General features: G+C 53.8%; 16 protein-coding genes, 6 tRNA genes and 1 rRNA gene. All 23 read right to left on the bottom strand.

The window, feature by feature from the left end; genetic code table 11:
- Positions 1-10: 10 nt before the first annotated feature.
- A complete protein-coding gene (hisIE, locus tag J2T14_RS21040) occupies positions 11-703 on the bottom strand; it encodes a bifunctional phosphoribosyl-AMP cyclohydrolase/phosphoribosyl-ATP diphosphatase HisIE (RefSeq protein ID WP_307473907.1) in 693 nt (230 codons plus the stop codon).
- Positions 700-1458 carry an imidazole glycerol phosphate synthase subunit HisF gene (gene hisF, locus J2T14_RS21035; RefSeq protein WP_307207903.1) on the bottom strand — a complete coding sequence of 253 codons (759 nt, stop codon included), beginning with the start codon at positions 1456-1458 and terminating at the stop codon, positions 700-702. Before hisF ends, hisIE begins: the two co-directional genes overlap by 4 nt.
- Positions 1459-1552: 94 nt before the next feature.
- Positions 1553-2182: an imidazole glycerol phosphate synthase subunit HisH gene (hisH, locus tag J2T14_RS21030; protein WP_307473905.1), complete on the bottom strand. Its 630-nt coding sequence runs from the start codon at positions 2180-2182 to the stop codon at positions 1553-1555.
- Positions 2183-2782, bottom strand: a complete 600-nt coding sequence (gene hisB / locus J2T14_RS21025) for an imidazoleglycerol-phosphate dehydratase HisB (protein ID WP_307207906.1) — start codon at positions 2780-2782, stop codon at positions 2183-2185.
- 282 nt (positions 2783-3064) lie between these two features.
- On the bottom strand, positions 3065-4357 hold the full coding sequence (gene hisD / locus J2T14_RS21020; protein ID WP_307473902.1) for a histidinol dehydrogenase: 1293 nt from the start codon (positions 4355-4357) through the stop codon (positions 3065-3067).
- A 46-nt stretch (positions 4358-4403) separates the two neighbouring features.
- Positions 4404-5048, bottom strand: a complete 645-nt coding sequence (hisG, locus tag J2T14_RS21015; RefSeq protein WP_307207908.1) for an ATP phosphoribosyltransferase — start codon at positions 5046-5048, stop codon at positions 4404-4406.
- Positions 5045-6274: an ATP phosphoribosyltransferase regulatory subunit gene (locus J2T14_RS21010; RefSeq protein WP_307473900.1), complete on the bottom strand. Its 1230-nt coding sequence runs from the start codon at positions 6272-6274 to the stop codon at positions 5045-5047. The genes hisG and J2T14_RS21010 overlap by 4 nt, the downstream gene beginning before the upstream one ends.
- 223 nt (positions 6275-6497) lie before the next feature.
- Positions 6498-7025, bottom strand: a complete 528-nt coding sequence (locus tag J2T14_RS21005) for an acyltransferase (protein WP_307473898.1) — start codon at positions 7023-7025, stop codon at positions 6498-6500.
- The gene (gene ppaX / locus J2T14_RS21000; protein WP_307473895.1) at positions 7012-7683 is read right to left on the bottom strand and encodes a pyrophosphatase PpaX; all 672 of its coding nucleotides are present in this window, start codon (positions 7681-7683) and stop codon (positions 7012-7014) included. The genes J2T14_RS21005 and ppaX overlap by 14 nt, the downstream gene beginning before the upstream one ends.
- 51 nt (positions 7684-7734) lie before the next feature.
- Positions 7735-8721: a prolipoprotein diacylglyceryl transferase gene (gene lgt, locus J2T14_RS20995; RefSeq protein WP_307473893.1), complete on the bottom strand. Its 987-nt coding sequence runs from the start codon at positions 8719-8721 to the stop codon at positions 7735-7737.
- A 27-nt stretch (positions 8722-8748) separates the two neighbouring features.
- Positions 8749-9687 carry an HPr(Ser) kinase/phosphatase gene (hprK, locus tag J2T14_RS20990; RefSeq protein ID WP_307473891.1) on the bottom strand — a complete coding sequence of 313 codons (939 nt, stop codon included), beginning with the start codon at positions 9685-9687 and terminating at the stop codon, positions 8749-8751.
- 120 nt (positions 9688-9807) lie between these two features.
- Positions 9808-11172, bottom strand: coding sequence for a DUF4179 domain-containing protein (locus J2T14_RS20985; protein WP_307473888.1), 1365 nt, complete (start codon positions 11170-11172; stop codon positions 9808-9810).
- A complete protein-coding gene (locus J2T14_RS20980) occupies positions 11117-11794 on the bottom strand; it encodes a sigma-70 family RNA polymerase sigma factor (protein WP_307473886.1) in 678 nt (225 codons plus the stop codon). Before J2T14_RS20980 ends, J2T14_RS20985 begins: the two co-directional genes overlap by 56 nt.
- Before the next feature lie 48 nt (positions 11795-11842).
- Positions 11843-12964 (bottom strand): ABC transporter ATP-binding protein, encoded by a 1122-nt coding sequence (locus tag J2T14_RS20975; RefSeq protein WP_307207916.1) that lies wholly within the window; start codon positions 12962-12964, stop codon positions 11843-11845.
- Positions 12965-13053: 89 nt separating this feature from the next.
- Positions 13054-14199 carry a PucR family transcriptional regulator gene (locus J2T14_RS20970; protein ID WP_307473884.1) on the bottom strand — a complete coding sequence of 382 codons (1146 nt, stop codon included), beginning with the start codon at positions 14197-14199 and terminating at the stop codon, positions 13054-13056.
- Positions 14200-14291: 92 nt separating this feature from the next.
- A complete protein-coding gene (locus J2T14_RS20965; protein ID WP_307207919.1) occupies positions 14292-15239 on the bottom strand; it encodes an MraY family glycosyltransferase in 948 nt (315 codons plus the stop codon).
- Positions 15240-15427: 188 nt separating this feature from the next.
- A tRNA-Lys gene (locus tag J2T14_RS20960) sits at positions 15428-15500 on the bottom strand.
- A 16-nt stretch (positions 15501-15516) separates the two neighbouring features.
- Positions 15517-15597: transfer RNA gene (locus tag J2T14_RS20955), tRNA-Tyr, on the bottom strand.
- A gap of 41 nt (positions 15598-15638) precedes the next feature.
- Positions 15639-15714, bottom strand: a tRNA-Phe gene (locus tag J2T14_RS20950).
- Between the two features lie 17 nt (positions 15715-15731).
- Positions 15732-15808, bottom strand: a tRNA-Asp gene (locus tag J2T14_RS20945).
- A 9-nt stretch (positions 15809-15817) separates the two neighbouring features.
- Positions 15818-15893, bottom strand: a tRNA-Val gene (locus J2T14_RS20940).
- Between the two features lie 30 nt (positions 15894-15923).
- A tRNA-Met gene (locus tag J2T14_RS20935) sits at positions 15924-16000 on the bottom strand.
- Between the two features lie 213 nt (positions 16001-16213).
- Positions 16214-16345 (bottom strand): 23S ribosomal RNA (locus tag J2T14_RS20930); the annotation flags it as partial.

Raw genomic sequence — 16345 nt, 5'->3', positions numbered from 1 at the left:
AGCCAGCAGGTTATCTCATTTTGTTCGTCGTCGGCTTTCCTACGCGGCCGCTTAGCTCGCGCATCACGTCGTCAAGCGGCAGCTTGCGCTCGCGCAGAAGCACCATCAGATGGAAGATAAGATCGCTTGCCTCGCTGCGAAGCTCGTCGTTGTCTTGGTTCTTAGCCGCGATAATGACCTCGGACGCTTCTTCGCCGATTTTCTTCAGGATCTTGTCTACGCCCTTCTCGAACAGGTACGTCGTGTAAGCGCCGTCCGGACGCTCCGCATCGCGCTGCGCGATGACGCTCTCCAGATGGCCGAGCATCGCGAAGCGCTCCGCTGCAGGCTCTGCGGATTCCGCAGCTTCAGTCGATGCGCCTTGCACCTCGATCGCATTGTAGAAGCAGCTATATCGGCCTGTATGGCAAGCCGGACCTTGCTGCTCCACGCGAAGCAGCAGCGTATCGCCGTCGCAGTCGTAGGACATGGAGACGATGCGCTGCGTATGTCCGCTGGTCGCCCCCTTGTTCCATAGCTCGCTGCGCGAGCGGCTCCAATACCAGGTGACGCCGGATTCTATAGACAGCTTAAGCGATTCCTCATTCATGTACGCGAGCATGAGCACTTCCTTGCTCTGAGCGTCCTGAACGACGGCCGGAATTAGTCCTGCCGCATCCCATTTGATTTGTGTAAGCAGCTCGTTGTAATTGTTGACCGTCATCGAACTTCTACTCCCTTCAGACGCAAATCGTCCTTAACCTCGCGTATCGTCATTTCTTTATAGTGGAAAATCGTCGCCGCAAGCGCCGCGTCCGCGTGCGCCTGTTGGAACACCTCGCTGAAGTGCTCGACCCGTCCGGCTCCGCCGGAGGCGATGACCGGAATGCCTAGCGAATCGGATACCGCTTGCGTCAGCTTCACGTCGAAGCCGTCCTTCGTTCCGTCCGCATCCATGCTAGTCAACAGGATTTCCCCTGCGCCGAGACGCTCGACCTCGCGTGCCCATTCCAGCGCGCGTATGCCCGTCGTCTGACGGCCGCCATGCGTGTACACTTCCCATTCGCCCCATTCCGGGTTGAACTTCGCGTCGATGGCTACGACGATACACTGCGAGCCGAACTTACGGGCACCTTCAGATACGAGCCCCTTGTTCTTAACCGCTGCCGTATTAATGCCGATTTTGTCCGCTCCCGCGCGCAGCAGCCGCTTCATATCGTCCACATGGGAGATGCCGCCGCCAACCGTGAACGGAATCGTAATTTCGCCAGCCGTCCGCTTCACGACCTCAATCATCGTCGCGCGTCCTTCGACCGACGCCGAAATATCCAGAAACACAAGCTCGTCTGCACCCTCGCGGTCATAAGTAGCCGCAAGTTCGACCGGATCGCCCGCATCGCGAAGATTCACGAAGTTGACGCCCTTTACGACCCGGCCGTCCTTCACGTCGAGACACGGTATGATACGTTTCGCCAGCATGTTGCCCTCTCCTTTATATGCCCTGGCCGCTTCCAAGCTGAATAGATTGACTGCGCTTCGCTTTGGCCGGGCCTTCTATCGCTATATCCGTTCGTTATACTTGCTGCTGCAGCCGCGGGCTGCCGGTCAGCGCCAAGAAATTGCCGAGCAGCTGCATGCCGAGCTCGCCGCTTTTCTCCGGATGGAACTGCATGCCATACACGTTGCCGCGTCCGACGATCGCCGTCACTTGTTGATTGTAGTCGGTCGTTGCAAGCAGGTCGCTCGCCAGCTCCGGCTTCACATGGAAGGAGTGAACGAAATACACATGTCCTTCTTCAAGCCCTTCGAACAATGGCGATTGCGCCTGCGAGAACGAAAGCTTATTCCAGCCCATATGCGGCACTTTATAATCGCCTTGGAATCGAACGGCCTTGCCAGGAAGAAGGTTCAACCCTTCGTTCCGGCCGTATTCCTCGCTCTCGCTGAACAGAAGCTGCATGCCGAGGCAGATGCCCAGCATCGGCTTGCCTGATGCCGCATAGAACTTCGCCACCTCGTCCAGCTTCGTGTTGCGCAGGTTCTGCATCGCGTCGCCGAATGCGCCAACCCCGGGCAATATCGCGCCGTCCGCCTCCAGAATGCGCTGCGGGTCTGCGGTGATGACGGCCTCGAACCCGAGTCGTTCAACCGCTTTGCTTACGCTATGCAGATTGCCCATGCCATAATCTATAATCGCAATCATCTACAGCACTCCCTTCGTTGAAGGCACTCCTTGTACGCGAGGATCGATGCTCGTCGCTTCGTCGATCGCACGGCCGAGCGCTTTGAATACCGCTTCGATCATGTGATGCGTGTTTTTGCCGTAGTGCACGATAACATGCAGCGTAATGCGCGACTCCAGCGCGAGCTTCCATAGGAACTCGTGGACGAGCTCCGTAGTGAAGCTTCCGACCTGCGCCGACGGGTATTCCGCGCGGTATTCGAAGTGGGGACGGTTGCTGACGTCGATAATGACCTGCGCGAGCGCCTCATCCATCGGTACGAATACACTCGCGTAACGCTTTATGCCGCGCTTGTCGCCCAGCGCCTCGCGAAGCGTCTGGCCTAAACAGATGCCGATGTCTTCAACGGTATGGTGATCGTCGATGTCGATGTCGCCGCGCGCCTCGACTTGCAGGTTGAATTGTCCGTGCTTCGTGAACAGGTCGAGCATATGGTTCAGGAAAGGCACATCGGTATCGATCTTCGTCTCGCCTGTTCCGTCCACCGCGAACGACAGCTTAATGTCCGTTTCATTCGTCTTGCGCACGACCGACGCCTCGCGCACTCTAATATCCGCCACTGTAATTCCTTCTTTCTGTTTATATTGGTTGGTTAGTTAGTTTGGGTTGGGTTGTCATCGCATGTTGCGTTCGTGTTTAGTGTCCTTTCGGGACACTAATTCGGCGTTGGACTCGAAAAGCTGTTCATCAATATCGGCATTTAGGGCAATTAAATGGGCCATTTCAGCGTCTAAGCCAAAATACGTCCAATTAGTTTCCCAAAATACCGCTATTGGACGATTCAGCGTCTACCGCCGAATTTAGTTTGATAAAATGCCGCTAATTGGTCAATCAAAACTGATTTATTGAAGCCCGCGTTCCTTCTCCAACCGGATTTCGATCGCGCGAGCGTGTCCCTCTAATCCCTCATGGCGAGCGAGCGTGATGATCTTATCGCCATTCGCCATCAGCGCTTCCTTGCTGTAGTAGATCAAGCTCGACTTCTTGAGGAAGTCGTCGACGTTGACCGGCGAGGAGAAGCGAGCCGTACCGTTTGTCGGTATGATGTGATTCGGTCCGGCGAAATAATCGCCGACCGGCTCCGAGCTGTACGGGCCGAGAAAGATCGCGCCCGCGTTCTGGATGAGGCCGAGCAGGCTCATCGGATCGGCCGTCAGCACTTCCAAGTGCTCAGGCGCCAACTGGTTGACGACGTCGATGCCGTCCTTCAGCGAGTCGACGAGCAGCGCTGCGCCGTAGTTGTCTACCGAGCTGCGGGCGATCGCCTCGCGCGGCAGCGTTGCGAGCTGGCGCTCGACTTCAGCGGCGACAGCCTCGGCCAGCTTCGTCGACGGCGTAATGAGGATCGCCGACGACATCTCGTCGTGCTCGGCCTGCGACAGCAGGTCGGCAGCGACGTAAGATGCGTCCGCCGTGTCATCGGCTAGGACGACGATTTCGCTTGGGCCGGCGATGCTGTCGATATCGACGGCGCCGAATACGGCGCGCTTAGCCAGCGCCACGTAGATATTGCCCGGTCCGCAGATCTTGTCGACCGGGGCAATCGTAGCCGTGCCGAACGCAAGCGCGGCAATGGCTTGTGCGCCTCCGACCCGGTACATCTCCTTGACGCCAGATTCCGCGGCGGCAACGAGAATATACGGGTCGATGCCTTCCTTGCCGCCAGTGGCCGGCGGCGTTACCATCACGATCTCCGGCACGCCGGCTACTTGTGCCGGAATGACGTTCATGAGCACAGACGACGGATAAGCCGCCTTGCCTCCGGGCACGTATACGCCGACCCGCTTCAGCGGTCGCAATATTTGCCCGAGCAGCGTCCCGTCGGGCTGCAGGTCCATCCACGAGACGCGCATCTGCTTCTCGTGGAAAGCCCTAATGTTCACGGCCGCCTCGCGGATGGCCGTGAGGAATGCGGCGTCGACCTTCGCGTACGCCGCCTCGATCTCCTGCTGCGTCACGCGAAGCGACGCCGCATCCAGCTTCACGCGGTCATGCTGCTCGGTATACTTAAGCAGCGCCGCGTCTCCTTCCGTTCGGACCGCCTCGACAATGGTCCGAACGACCTCGTTCTGCTCCGGCGAGCCGTACTCGACCTCGCGCTTCAAACCAAACTGCTCCGCTTTCATAATGCGCATACGATAGCGCTCCTTTCCTCACTCGTTCTCTAGTGCTATCTTCGTTTTAAGCCTTCGCCGCAAGCGTCTCCTGCAGCAAATCGCATAAGCTTTGAATGCTGTCGTTCTTCATCCGGTAGCTGACCCGGTTGGCGATCAGTCGGCTTGTAATGCCGAAGATCGATTCCATCTCCACCAGCCCGTTCTCGCGAAGCGTCTGCCCCGTTTCCACCATATCGACGATCCGGTCGGCAAGGCCGATCAGCGGCGCAAGCTCGATCGAGCCGTTCAGCTTAATGACCTCGACCTGCTGGCCGAGCTCGCGGAAGTAAGCCGAAGCGACGTTCGGGTACTTCGTAGCAACGCGAGGATTGATCGTCGGCTTCCAATCCGGCATTCCGATAACCGACATCCGGCATTTCGCAATACCTAGATCGAGCAGCTCATAGACGTCCTTGTTCTCTTCCATCAGTACGTCTTTGCCGACGATGCCAATATCGGCCACGCCGTATTCCACGTAAGTCGGCACGTCGACCGGCTTCGCCATAATGAACTCCATCTTGGCTTCAGGCAGTTCAATAATGAGCTTGCGCGTATCGTCGAAGTCGCTAGGAATCGGCAATCCCGCTTCGCGGAACAGCTTCGAAGCCTGCTTGTAGATGCGGCCTTTCGGCATCGCCACTTTCAATATTTGCTTGTTGTCTCCGCTCATGTGGCGCTGCCTCCTTTCAGAACAAAATCATCGAATCCCGTATATGCAATGCCTTTATAAGTGAACGGCTCCTCTACAACGCCGCGCAAGCGGATCGCCTTATAGGCCTCCATGCTTTCCTCATTAACCCGCTCCGTCACAACCTTAACTCCCTCGCCCCGCAGCTCCTGCGCTTTCGCCAGAGCTTCGGAACGCCCCGTCGCGTCATAGACGATCAGCGTTCTCTGAACCGCTTCATCCGCCTCGTTGCCGAGAAGCTCCAGAATACGCGTCGTCTTGAGCGCGAAGCCCGTCGCCGGCGCCTTGCGCCCAAATTGCGACAGCAGATTGTCGTAGCGGCCGCCGCTTGCGACCGGGAATCCAAGATCAGCCGCATAACCCTCGAAAGTCATGCCTGTATAATAAGAGAAATCTCCAATCATCGTAAGATCGATGAGCACATGCTCGCATACGCCGTACGCCTTCAGCACATCCCAAATCTCGCATAGATGGCTGATCGACTCGCGCGCCTTTGCATTGCCGCTTAGCTGCAGCGCGTGATCGCATATTTCCTGTCCGCCGCGCAGTCTAAGGATGCCCTCCAGCTCTCGCTGTACCGGCTCGTCAAGCGCCAGCTTGCGCAATTGCTCGCGGTAGCCGACATAGTCCCGACCGAGCAAGCAAGCTTTGAGCTGCTCCTGCGCTTCTTCGCGGCCCGTCAGCGTCTCCTCGAACAGTCCGTTCAGGAAACCGACATGGCCAATCGCAATCTTGAACCGTTCCACGCCTGCCGCCTTCAACGACGCAATCGCCAGCGCGACGACCTCGGCATCCGCTTCCGCCGACGAATCGCCCACCAGCTCAACGCCCGTTTGGAAAAACTCCGCCTCGCGGCCCGCTTCCTCTTCGATCGCACGGAATACGTTCGAGTGGTACGACAACCGCAGCGGGAAGTCGGCATCCTTCAATAGAGACGCGACAACGCGCGCAATCGGCGACGTCATATCGGAGCGCAGCACGAGCGTCGTGCCGCGATTGTTAAGCAGCTTGAACAACTTCTGGTCGGACGTCGAGCTTGCGACGCCTACCGTATCGTAATATTCCATCGTCGGAGTCATAATTTGCTCATAGCCCCAGCCTTGCATGCAAGCGAGCACCTGGCGCTCAATATGGCGAAGCTTCGCCACCGCTCCCGGCAAATAATCTTTAACGCCTATCGGCTTCTCAAATACTTTTGGTTTGGACATTCGTTATCACCTTCGGTTACTTTAGTATATTAAAGCATTACCATGTTACCAGTCTAACAAATTAAAGATATTAGTCGTAATATTAGCATGAATAACCGCGCTCCGTCAAGACAATAAACGCCCTTCTCGCCCACAGCGCTCTAACAACAAGGAAGCCCCTGCGAACGAATATAATCCGTCCGCCTGGGGCTTTCCCATCACTATTTCGTTGCCGTTCTGCCGGCTAATGAATAATATGCTTCATGCGATCGTCGATATCCGGCTGGGTATCGCCCCGCTTAATCTCGCGCATCGGATTGCCTCCAACGAAGCTGCCTGCCGGCACATCCTTATGGACGACCGAGCCGGCAGCGACGACCGCTCCGTCACCTATCGTGACGCCCGGCAATATCGTCGTGTTGGCACCGATCATCACATTCGAGCCGATCACGACATCGCCAAGCCGATATTCCTTGATCAAATACTCATGGGTCAATATCGTCGTATTATACCCGATAATCGAATTATTGCCGACCTTGATTCGCTCGGGGAAAAATACGTCCACCATCACCATCAGGGCGAACGCCGTCTTCTCGCCTATCTTCATGCCCAGAACGCGCCGGTAGATGAAGTTTTTGGTCGGCAAGCTCGGACAATAACGCGCCAGCTGGATAAAGATGAAGTTGCGTACCGCCTTCACGCGGCTTACCGTTTTGTACACCTGCCAAAGGGCGTTCGGCCCTTCCACCTGGTATCGGTCAACGTTTCGCAAACGGCTCGCTCTCCATTCCGACGAACGCGTACAGATCGCGCATATCATGAAGGATATGCTGCGCTCCTGCTTCGCTCAGCAGCTTCTCGCCTTTCAGCGACCAAGCGACGCCAACGGCAACCGTACCCGCCGCTACCGCAGACTTGATATCGACGACGCTATCGCCGACCATCAACGTCGTGGCCGGATCGGCGCCCAGCAGCGCGATCGCCTTATTGACCGGCTCCGGATGCGGCTTCGGATTCGTCACATCGTCGATCGTAATGATCGCATCGACATAATCGAATATGCCGACGAACTTCAGCCCCTTCTCCGTCGTAAGGCGCATCTTCGTCGTAACGACACCGATCTGTATGCCTTTGTCGTGAAGATTGCGCAATACATCGACGACATATTCGAAAGGCTTGACGAGCTCGTCATGCAGTCGAAGGTTAACCTCGCGATAAGCTGCAACGAGATGCGACACTTCCTCCAGGCCGGAGAACCGCTTCAATTGGTCGGTCAGCGGCTCGCCCATGCTCGGGATAATATGCTCCCTGCCGAAACCTTCCTCCGCTACGCCCTTCAGCGCTTCTATGAACGAGCGTATGATGAGCTCATTGGTGTCCAGAATCGTGCCATCCAGATCGAAGAGCATCGTACGTATATTGCCTGTCATCCATTCAAACCTCCCAAAACGCTTCGCAGACGATTAAGAAGCCGCCTGCTGCTATTGTTCTTTTCCCTTAGTTGCAGACGTTCCGCTCTCGCCATCTATTATTGTATCCTGGGCAACCTTCTCAGGCTTGCTCGATACGATCGGATCGGAATAACGGGCAATAGCCAGTCCAGATCTGCGACGTACGATGACGAAGATGATTGCGCCCACGATCAACAGCAAAGCAAGCATCTGCGATATTCTAATATTGCCGTAAGCCGGATCCAAATAACCTTCCTCGAACACGACGGTCATCGGAGACCATAGCGCATCAATGAACGACGCCAGCCATTTCGGTCCTGCGAAGCCCAAGCTGTCCGTACGAAGCGCCTCGATAAAGAAGCGGCCGATGGAATACCAAATGAAATAAGCGGCCATCAGTTCGCCGGCACGCAGGAAGCGTTGACGGCGCAAAATAAACAGAATCGCGATTCCAACCAAGCTCCAGAGCGATTCATAAAGAAAAGCCGGGTGATGGAATACGCCATTGATATTCATTTGATTCACGATAAAAGCTGGAATATGAAGCGTCTCCCGCAGGAAGCTCTCTTCAACCGGGCCGCCGTACGCCTCCTGGTTCATGAAGTTGCCCCAGCGCCCGATCATTTGACCGGCCAGCAGCGACGGAACGCAAATATCGACGATGCGCAGGAAACTATAGCCTTTTGCCCGGAAATAGAAATATCCGCATATAAACGCGCCTATAAGAGCGCCATAGATGGCGATGCCGCCTTCCCATATTTTGAACACATCAAGGAAATTGTCTTTGTAGTCATCCCAAGTGAACGCTACATAATAGATTCGCGCTCCGATAATAGCCGATGGAACGCCAAGAAGCAGCAGGTCCATGAAGAAATCCGGCTTAATGCCGAATCGCTTGCCTTCTTGTACTGCGAGCAGCAGGCCGACCAAGGCCGCCGTGCCCAGAATAATGCCGTACCAATGAACAGCTATACTGCCGATTGTGAACGCAATCGGATTAATGAGCAAAGTTTCCATTCACGCTTATCTCCTTTGTTATCAATCTCAATCGTAATCGTCCATATCGTCCGCGATCGTTTCGGTCAGCTTGTTCGTGAATTGCAGCGCCGCATTGTAGCCCATCCGTTTCAAGCGGAAATTCATCGCCGCCACCTCGATAATGACTGCCAAGTTACGACCTGGACGAACGGGAACCGTGACGAGAGGGATGTCCGTATCGATAATGCGCGTCGTCTCCTCATCGAGTCCCAGACGATCGTATTGCTTATCCTGCTGCCAGTTCTCCAGCTTAATCACGAGTCCGATCCGCTTCTGCGTTCTGACCGCGCCCGCGCCGAATAGCGTCATCACGTTAATGATGCCCAGTCCGCGAATCTCGAGCAAATGGCGGATTAGCTCCGGCGCGCTGCCATGCAGCTGTCCGTCGGACGTCTGACGAATTTCAACCGCATCGTCGGCTACGAGCCGATGTCCGCGCTTCACGAGCTCCAGCGCCGTCTCGCTCTTGCCGATGCCGCTTCCCCCGGTAATAAGCATGCCCACGCCGTAGACGTCGACGAGAACGCCATGAATCGTCGCGGTCGGAGCAAGCTTCTTCTCCAGGAAGTCGGTAATCCGGCTGGATAGAATCGTTGTCGCCACATTGCTGCGCAACACCGGAATGTTCGATGCGTTCGATTGCTGCACGAGCTCTTCCGGCGCTTCAAGCCCTCTTGTCAAAATAATGCACGGCGTCTCCTCGTTGCACAGCCACGCCATACGATCCTTGCGCTCTTCGCTCTCTAGCGTGCTTAAGAACGATATTTCCGTCCGTCCTAGCAGCTGTACGCGTTCGCTCGGATAGTAGTGGAAATAGCCTGCCATCTCCAATCCCGGACGATACAGATCGTCAACCGTAATTGCACGCTTCAGCCCATCTTCTCCAGCGACAATTTCGAGTTGAAATTGCTGGACGAGCTCAGACACCTTTACTTTCTTCGCCATCGTATGGCCTCCTCTTATGACAACTGCAGCATGCTGTTATGTAAGTATGTATCCAATGTCTTCATCGTAAAGGAAAAAGACGCCGAACGCAACGTTTCGGCGCTGCCCGGCGTCCTCTTCTTATTTAATCGTAATGCTGATCGGCTCCAAAATATAGCCCGGGTACTGCTTCACGCGGAACGTTAGCGGCTGTACGTAATCCGCCTTCGGAATTTTGAAGTAATAACGGGCCGGCTCTGATCCGCCCGACTCAATCTTCGTGCCGTCCTTATCCAATAGCGAATACGATTTTCCGCTGGCATCCGTGAAGCTGCCATTATACTCGAAGAACGTATAGCCCAACTTCTGCTCCGTCTCATCCAGGTCTGCCATGTCGAGCTGCAGGATATAGCCGTCCTTCTCTTCCTGCTTCCCGTGATAAGTAATGCGCTTATCCGGCGTTTCGCTCGTCTCGCCTGTCTCCGTATTGATCACAAACAACCGATCCCGCTGTGACATATACGCTCCGTCCGCTTCAAGCGCAAGCTGCTTAGGTTTGGCAAAATAGCTGCTCTGGAAATGGTAAACCATCTCATCGTTATAATCGCCCATTCCCGTCTTCCACGTGTAGATGCGTCCTTTCTCATCCTTAAGTACCGCATCGATCATACCGTTCGTTTGCAGCGTATTGTCTGGATCGGCCTTAACGGTCACTCTCACCTGAAGAGGTGTGATAACCGCGCTTTCCACCGTTAACCGCTGACCGTCAAGCTCGATAACCTCATTCACCGCAATCTCTTCACGCATGCCAGCGAATTTGGAATGATCAATCGGAACGTTAGTTCGGAGCCATTGATCCTTCAGCTTCACATTCAAATCAACGTTTTCCGGCATAGCTTCGCCTTCTTGAAGAGAAACATCGAAATAATCATACATGACGGATCCCGCTCCTTCCTTATCCCCTCTAAATTGTGAAAAACCGATCACGCCGCGCACCCCCTCACCGTTATCCTTCAACAGCTTAAAGTCCTCGATCTCCGTCTCACTCGTTATGCCCGGCCCTTCGCCTGTATACAAAATCACAAGCCGGTTATCATCGGCAATCACGCCGTTAACCGTCAGCTTGAAACCGTTCTTCTCATCGGTCAAGCTCATAGGCTGAATGAATTCATTGTCGAGTGCGGACACGAGCGTCTTATCGCCTTCGACCAGCTCTACAAAATCGCCAAAACCCGGAATTTCCTTCATGATTGCCGCAAAGGAAGGAGACACGCGAACGAATGCCGTCAGCAGCAGCAGGACACACGCCGCCGATAGGCCAAGCTTTAGACTTAGCCGCTTCCGGCTCATCCTGACGGTATGCCTGCGCCCCCTCTCAAGACCGTTCCGAAGGGCAGCATCAAGTCTTTCGTCTTCCATTGGCAACATTTGCAAATCGGCCTGCTCCCGATCAATCTGCAGCATCGCCTCGACCAGCTGCCTCTCTCTTCCCGATTCCTCGCACATAGGCTTCCACCTCCTCGGTCTTCGTCATATCGCTTCGCAGCAGCTTCAATGCCTTATTCAACCATGTCCGTATTGTGCCATCCGGCTTCTCGAGCAACTCGGCTATTTCCATAATCGTCCTATCGCGATAATACTTCAGTACGACGACCATCCGATAATTGGCAGGCAGTGCCTGCACTTGGGCGGCCATGTCGAGCCTTGCTGCCGCATCTTCCTCTTCGTCATTCGCTTCTACGGTTCTCTGCATGCGGCTAGCATCTATAGTAGACTGCTGTTGCTCTCGCTTTCGCTTCTTCTTCTCGTCCATGCACACCCGAATCAATATTCGAATCGTCCATGTCGTGAAGTACTTCGCCTCGCGCAGCGTTCGGCGCTTCGCCCATACGCGGCAAACCGTTTCCTGAATCGCCTCGATCGCATCCTCCTCATTGCGCATATAAGCGAAGGCGATGCCGTAAAGCTGGCGCTTATCCATATCAATGCGCCGGAGCAGCGCCTCCTCATCGCCCCTAATGGCCGCCGAAGCGTACTCATCCCGATCCTCCATGCCTTCCCTCCCCGTCCGTACATCCATACTGATTAGACGCGCAAGCGCCAGAAACGGTTTTACGTATAGAAACAAAAAAAGAGTCGCCTGGATTATCCAGGCGACTCTCGTTAGATCGAAGTGTTACACTTCGAAAATGTTCAATTCGGACTCTTTGTCGAACAAATGAACTTTGTTCATGTCAAGAGCAAGCTTAACGCTTGTGCCGTCACGAAGACCGGAACGTCCGTCTACGCGAGCGATAACCGTGTCAGTTCCGATACCGTTCAGGTACAGGTACATTTCGTGACCAAGGTTCTCGGCGACCTCTACGTGTGCGTTAACGATTGTGTTCGGGGAAGCTTCCAAGAACACAGGCTCCTCGTGAAGATCTTCTGGACGAATGCCAAGAATAACTTCTTTGCCGATGTAGCCTTTCGAACGAAGCAGTGCCGATTTGCCTTCAGGAACGACAACGTCTACGCCAGCCGCTTTGAATTTAACCGTTCCGCCTTGCTCCGTCAACGTTCCGTTGATGAAGTTCATCGAAGGAGCGCCGATAAAGCCGGCTACGAAGATGTTAACAGGGTGGTTGTAAAGTTGTTCAGGGGAATCCGTTTGTTGAATGAAGCCGTCCTTCATAACAACGATACGGTCGCCCATCGTCATTGCTTCGATTTGGTCATGCGTTACGTAAATTGTAGTCGTCTCAAGACGCTTCGTTAGTTTGCTGATTTCAGCGCGCATTTGTCCACGAAGTTTCGCATCCAAGTTGGAGAGCGGCTCATCCATCAAGAATACTTGCGGCTCACGTACGATCGCGCGTCCCAAAGCGACACGTTGACGTTGACCGCCGGAAAGAGCTTTTGGTTTACGCTCGAGCAAATGCTCAATATCAAGAATTTTAGCAGCTTCACGAACGCGTTTGTCGATGTCTGCTTTTTTGAATTTACGAAGTTTAAGGCCGAACGCCATGTTTTGGTAAACGTTCATGTGCGGGTACAACGCGTAGGATTGGAATACCATCGCGATGTCGCGGTCTTTAGGAGCTACGTCGTTTACAAGACGGTCGCCGATGAACAGTTTGCCTTCAGAAATTTCTTCCAAGCCAGCGATCATACGAAGAGTTGTCGATTTACCGCAACCGGACGGTCCTACCAATACGAGGAATTCTTTGTCCTTGATGTCTAAGTTAACGTCAGTAACCGATGCTTTGTCGGTACCCGGGTATTTCTTGTAAATATTCTCTAAACGTACGCCTGCCATGATAAGTTTCCCCCTAGAAAGAAATTTCGTTATGCACTTATCTTATCCGATGTAAGCGTTTGTGACTATGCACATACTATACAAAAAAACTAATTTCTTTTCGTAACTTTGTACAATAGCAATATAATTTTAACGAGTACGGCATCGCGAAACTGACGAACATCAAGCCCGGTTTCCTGCTTCAGCTTATCAAGCCGGTATAGGAGCGTGTTGCGGTGAATGTACAGCTTCTTGGCGGTTTCGCTCACATTGCAGTCCAACGTGAAGAACGTCTCCAGCGTACTCAGCATCTCCGGCTCGACGAACATATCGGCCCGCTTCAGCGATTGCTCCAAATATTTGGAACGCTGCATCTCGGGGATTGCATTGAGCAGCCGCTCGAGTTGGAGCATCCAAGGCATATGAATATTCGTCCCGACATGGAACTTGCGTCCGAGATTGATCGTCTCTCGCAGCAGAATAGTCGTCTCCACGATACCTTTGGCCGGCGTCGCAGGATGAGCGACCGCTAGATGGCACTCGCCTATCCACTCGCTGGCCAGCATCTCGTGCAGCCCTGAGCAGATCGACTCCAGGCTGTCCTCGAGCGTCTCCTCCTCAAGGTCGTCGAACGAATCCGTTTCTTCATCGCGCAGGAGCGACATTGGACCCCATATGAGCCATTCCTGGCTCTTAAGCGGAATAAGCAGTACATCGTCGGACAAGAAGGAACGAAGCAGCTTCTCCAGCTCGGAGAATGTCGCAAGCTTCGTGTTCGATTGCTCGGTTACGAGCAGGAACGGAATCATATCATTAAATAACCGGCTGCCGACAACAAGATGATCCGGCAGCGAATAAGCCGGTTCGGCCTCTTCAAGCTGTAGTTGGATCCACTCGCTAAGTTTGAGCGCATTACGTTCCGTTTCCGAAATGGAAGACATTTTCTTAGACTCGGCTTCTCCCCCACTTACGAGCTGGAGTGTCCAGCTAATAAGGTCCTTTTCAGGTTGACTGAGCCCGGAAGGTTCAATATCTAGAAGTTCAACGGTATGCTCGGACAGCGCAGCGACGAAATGCAGCTTATTCTGCTTCTCCGCCCGCTGGCCCTCGACCGGATTATAAGCGTTCAGTTCTGCCGGCCATAGCGCTTCGGCGCCTTTGACCACTTCCGCCCATTCCGTAATGGAAATCGTATGTACATGAATCGGACAATTTAAAATGTGCTGCAGCGGCTTCAACCAATCTGTCGTGCTCATTTCGCTCTTCTCCAATCTCCTCGGCTGAGTGCCGCTCTACGGCTAAAGAAAACGCCTTTTTAACATCATTGTACCATAACGACAAGCCAAGTTCAGCCAATCGCCAGCAAAAGGATGATCGACATCAGCGCGAACAGAGCGGAGATCAAGTATAAGAACGACACGGTTTGGACTTGATTCAGCCCCCACTTCATCAGCGTATGGTGGGTATGGAGCTTGTCCGCATGATGAAGGCCTTTGCCGCTAATCAGTCTGCGCAGCATAACAAAGGACGTATCCAAGATTGGCAGTCCAAGTGCAAGCAGCGGAACGAGCATCGAGATGAAGGTCGCGCGCTTGAGTGTACCATCCACCGCAATTACGGCAAGCGTATACCCAAGGAACGTCGCTCCGGCATCGCCCATGAATATACGCGCCGGGTAGAAGTTGTGAATAAGGAAGCCGATGGAGACGCCGGCTGCAATAACGGCGAGCATCGCCGCATCGGGCCTACCCGTCATGAGGGCCGCCGCCAGGAGCGTTAAGGAAGACAGCGTACAGACGCCGGAAGCAAGACCGTCCACCCCGTCGATAAAGTTAATCATATTGATCAGGGCGAACACCCATAAGGTCGTAGCGAGCCACGAGAACCAGCCCTCGAACGAATAGAAATGGCCATTAATAGGGCTTGCAATGCCGGCCATCTGTATACGGAAAATCGACGGCACGGATGCTGCCGCCAAATAAATGATCACGCGCGGCCACACCGGGAATTCGCGGCCTGTCGCCTTCCATGCATCATCGATCAGCCCGACTGCGACCAGCACGAAGCCCCCGATAACAATCGTCCAGCTCAGCGGCGTTAATCCGACGAACAGCAGCATCGTCCCTACGCAACCGGCAAAAATAGCCGCTCCCCCCATAAGGGGAATCGGCTTGCGGTGGATTTTGCGCGTTGTCGGACGGTCGACGAAGCCTAGCCTCAATGCAAGCTTCCTAAGCGGCGGTACTGTAACAAAAACAATCGCAAAGCTGATTAATGCCGCTAACCCATACATCATGTCCATTACCCCTCCGGAAGAAGCCTTTGTACCATTGTTCCCCAGCGAAGCAAAAATAAAAGAGGCAATTATTATTCCTTATGCAAATGGCAGAATGGGCAACTGAAAATCCTAAAAAGGGCTAAATAAGAACACAAAAAAACCGAAGATCAATGATCTCCGGTTATATCTTTTAAGGATAAAAATGATGAGCCATGAAGGACTCGAACCTTCGACACCCTGATTAAAAGTCAGGTGCTCTACCAACTGAGCTAATGGCTCTTGATGTGGGAAATGATGGAGGATGATGGATTCGAACCACCGAACCGTTAGGAAGAGATTTACAGTCTCCCGCGTTTGGCCACTTCGCTAATCCTCCACATTATTATTTCTGTCTGCCAAAAGCAGAAAAAAATAAAGTGGTGGCTCGGGACGGAATCGAACCGCCGACACGAGGATTTTCAGTCCTCTGCTCTACCGACTGAGCTACCGAGCCTTACTTTAAATAAAAAATGGCGGAGCTGACGGGATTCGAACCCGCGGTCTCCTGCGTGACAGGCAGGCATGTTAGGCCTCTACACCACAGCTCCAAGTTTAGATGGTGGAGGATGACGGGATCGAACCGCCGACCCTCTGCTTGTAAGGCAGATGCTCTCCCAGCTGAGCTAATCCTCCACAATAGGTATTGCAAGTAAAGAAAGGTAATGGTAGCGGCGAAGGGGATCGAACCCCCGACCTCACGGGTATGAACCGTACGCTCTAGCCAGCTGAGCTACACCGCCACGCTTATTCCCCGAATGCTTGTCTCTTCTGAACGTTCGGGGACGTTCACAAGGTCAGGTAATGGCATCGCCAAATGCCTTTACAATGATATTGCTTAAGCCGAACTAGTCAGCTTACCGCAACAGACATTGCGCCCTGAAAACTGGATACGAAAGATTGTCTTGCCGAACTTTAGCTGTTGCCTACAGGTTGTATGGACCGTATAAGCGTTTTAGGATAAGCCCTCGACCGATTAGTATTCGTCAGCTACACACATTGCTGTGCTTCCACCCCGAACCTATCAACCTCGTCGTCTTCAAGGGGTCTTACATACTGGGAAATCTCATCTTGAGGGGGGCTTCACG

Source organism: Paenibacillus harenae, from assembly GCF_030812415.1.
GTDB lineage: Bacteria > Bacillota > Bacilli > Paenibacillales > Paenibacillaceae > Pristimantibacillus > Pristimantibacillus harenae_A.
Note: the sequence above shows the minus strand (reverse complement) of the source record. Positions and strands in the feature narration are given on the sequence as shown.

Coding starts and splice junctions, on each gene's coding strand:
- J2T14_RS20970 (WP_307473884.1), bottom strand. CDS start 14,199: ATGAGCACGACAGATTGGTTGAAGCCGCTGCAGCACATTTTAAATTGT.
- hprK (WP_307473891.1), bottom strand. CDS start 9,687: ATGGCGAAGAAAGTAAAGGTGTCTGAGCTCGTCCAGCAATTTCAACTC.
- J2T14_RS20985 (WP_307473888.1), bottom strand. CDS start 11,172: ATGTGCGAGGAATCGGGAAGAGAGAGGCAGCTGGTCGAGGCGATGCTG.
- hisF (WP_307207903.1), bottom strand. CDS start 1,458: ATGCTGGCGAAACGTATCATACCGTGTCTCGACGTGAAGGACGGCCGG.
- ppaX (WP_307473895.1), bottom strand. CDS start 7,683: ATGACAGGCAATATACGTACGATGCTCTTCGATCTGGATGGCACGATT.
- J2T14_RS21010 (WP_307473900.1), bottom strand. CDS start 6,274: ATGTCCAAACCAAAAGTATTTGAGAAGCCGATAGGCGTTAAAGATTAT.
- hisD (WP_307473902.1), bottom strand. CDS start 4,357: ATGCGCATTATGAAAGCGGAGCAGTTTGGTTTGAAGCGCGAGGTCGAG.
- hisG (WP_307207908.1), bottom strand. CDS start 5,048: ATGAGCGGAGACAACAAGCAAATATTGAAAGTGGCGATGCCGAAAGGC.
- J2T14_RS20975 (WP_307207916.1), bottom strand. CDS start 12,964: ATGGCAGGCGTACGTTTAGAGAATATTTACAAGAAATACCCGGGTACC.
- lgt (WP_307473893.1), bottom strand. CDS start 8,721: ATGGAAACTTTGCTCATTAATCCGATTGCGTTCACAATCGGCAGTATA.
- J2T14_RS20965 (WP_307207919.1), bottom strand. CDS start 15,239: ATGATGTATGGGTTAGCGGCATTAATCAGCTTTGCGATTGTTTTTGTT.
- hisIE (WP_307473907.1), bottom strand. CDS start 703: ATGACGGTCAACAATTACAACGAGCTGCTTACACAAATCAAATGGGAT.
- hisH (WP_307473905.1), bottom strand. CDS start 2,182: ATGATTGCGATTATAGATTATGGCATGGGCAATCTGCATAGCGTAAGC.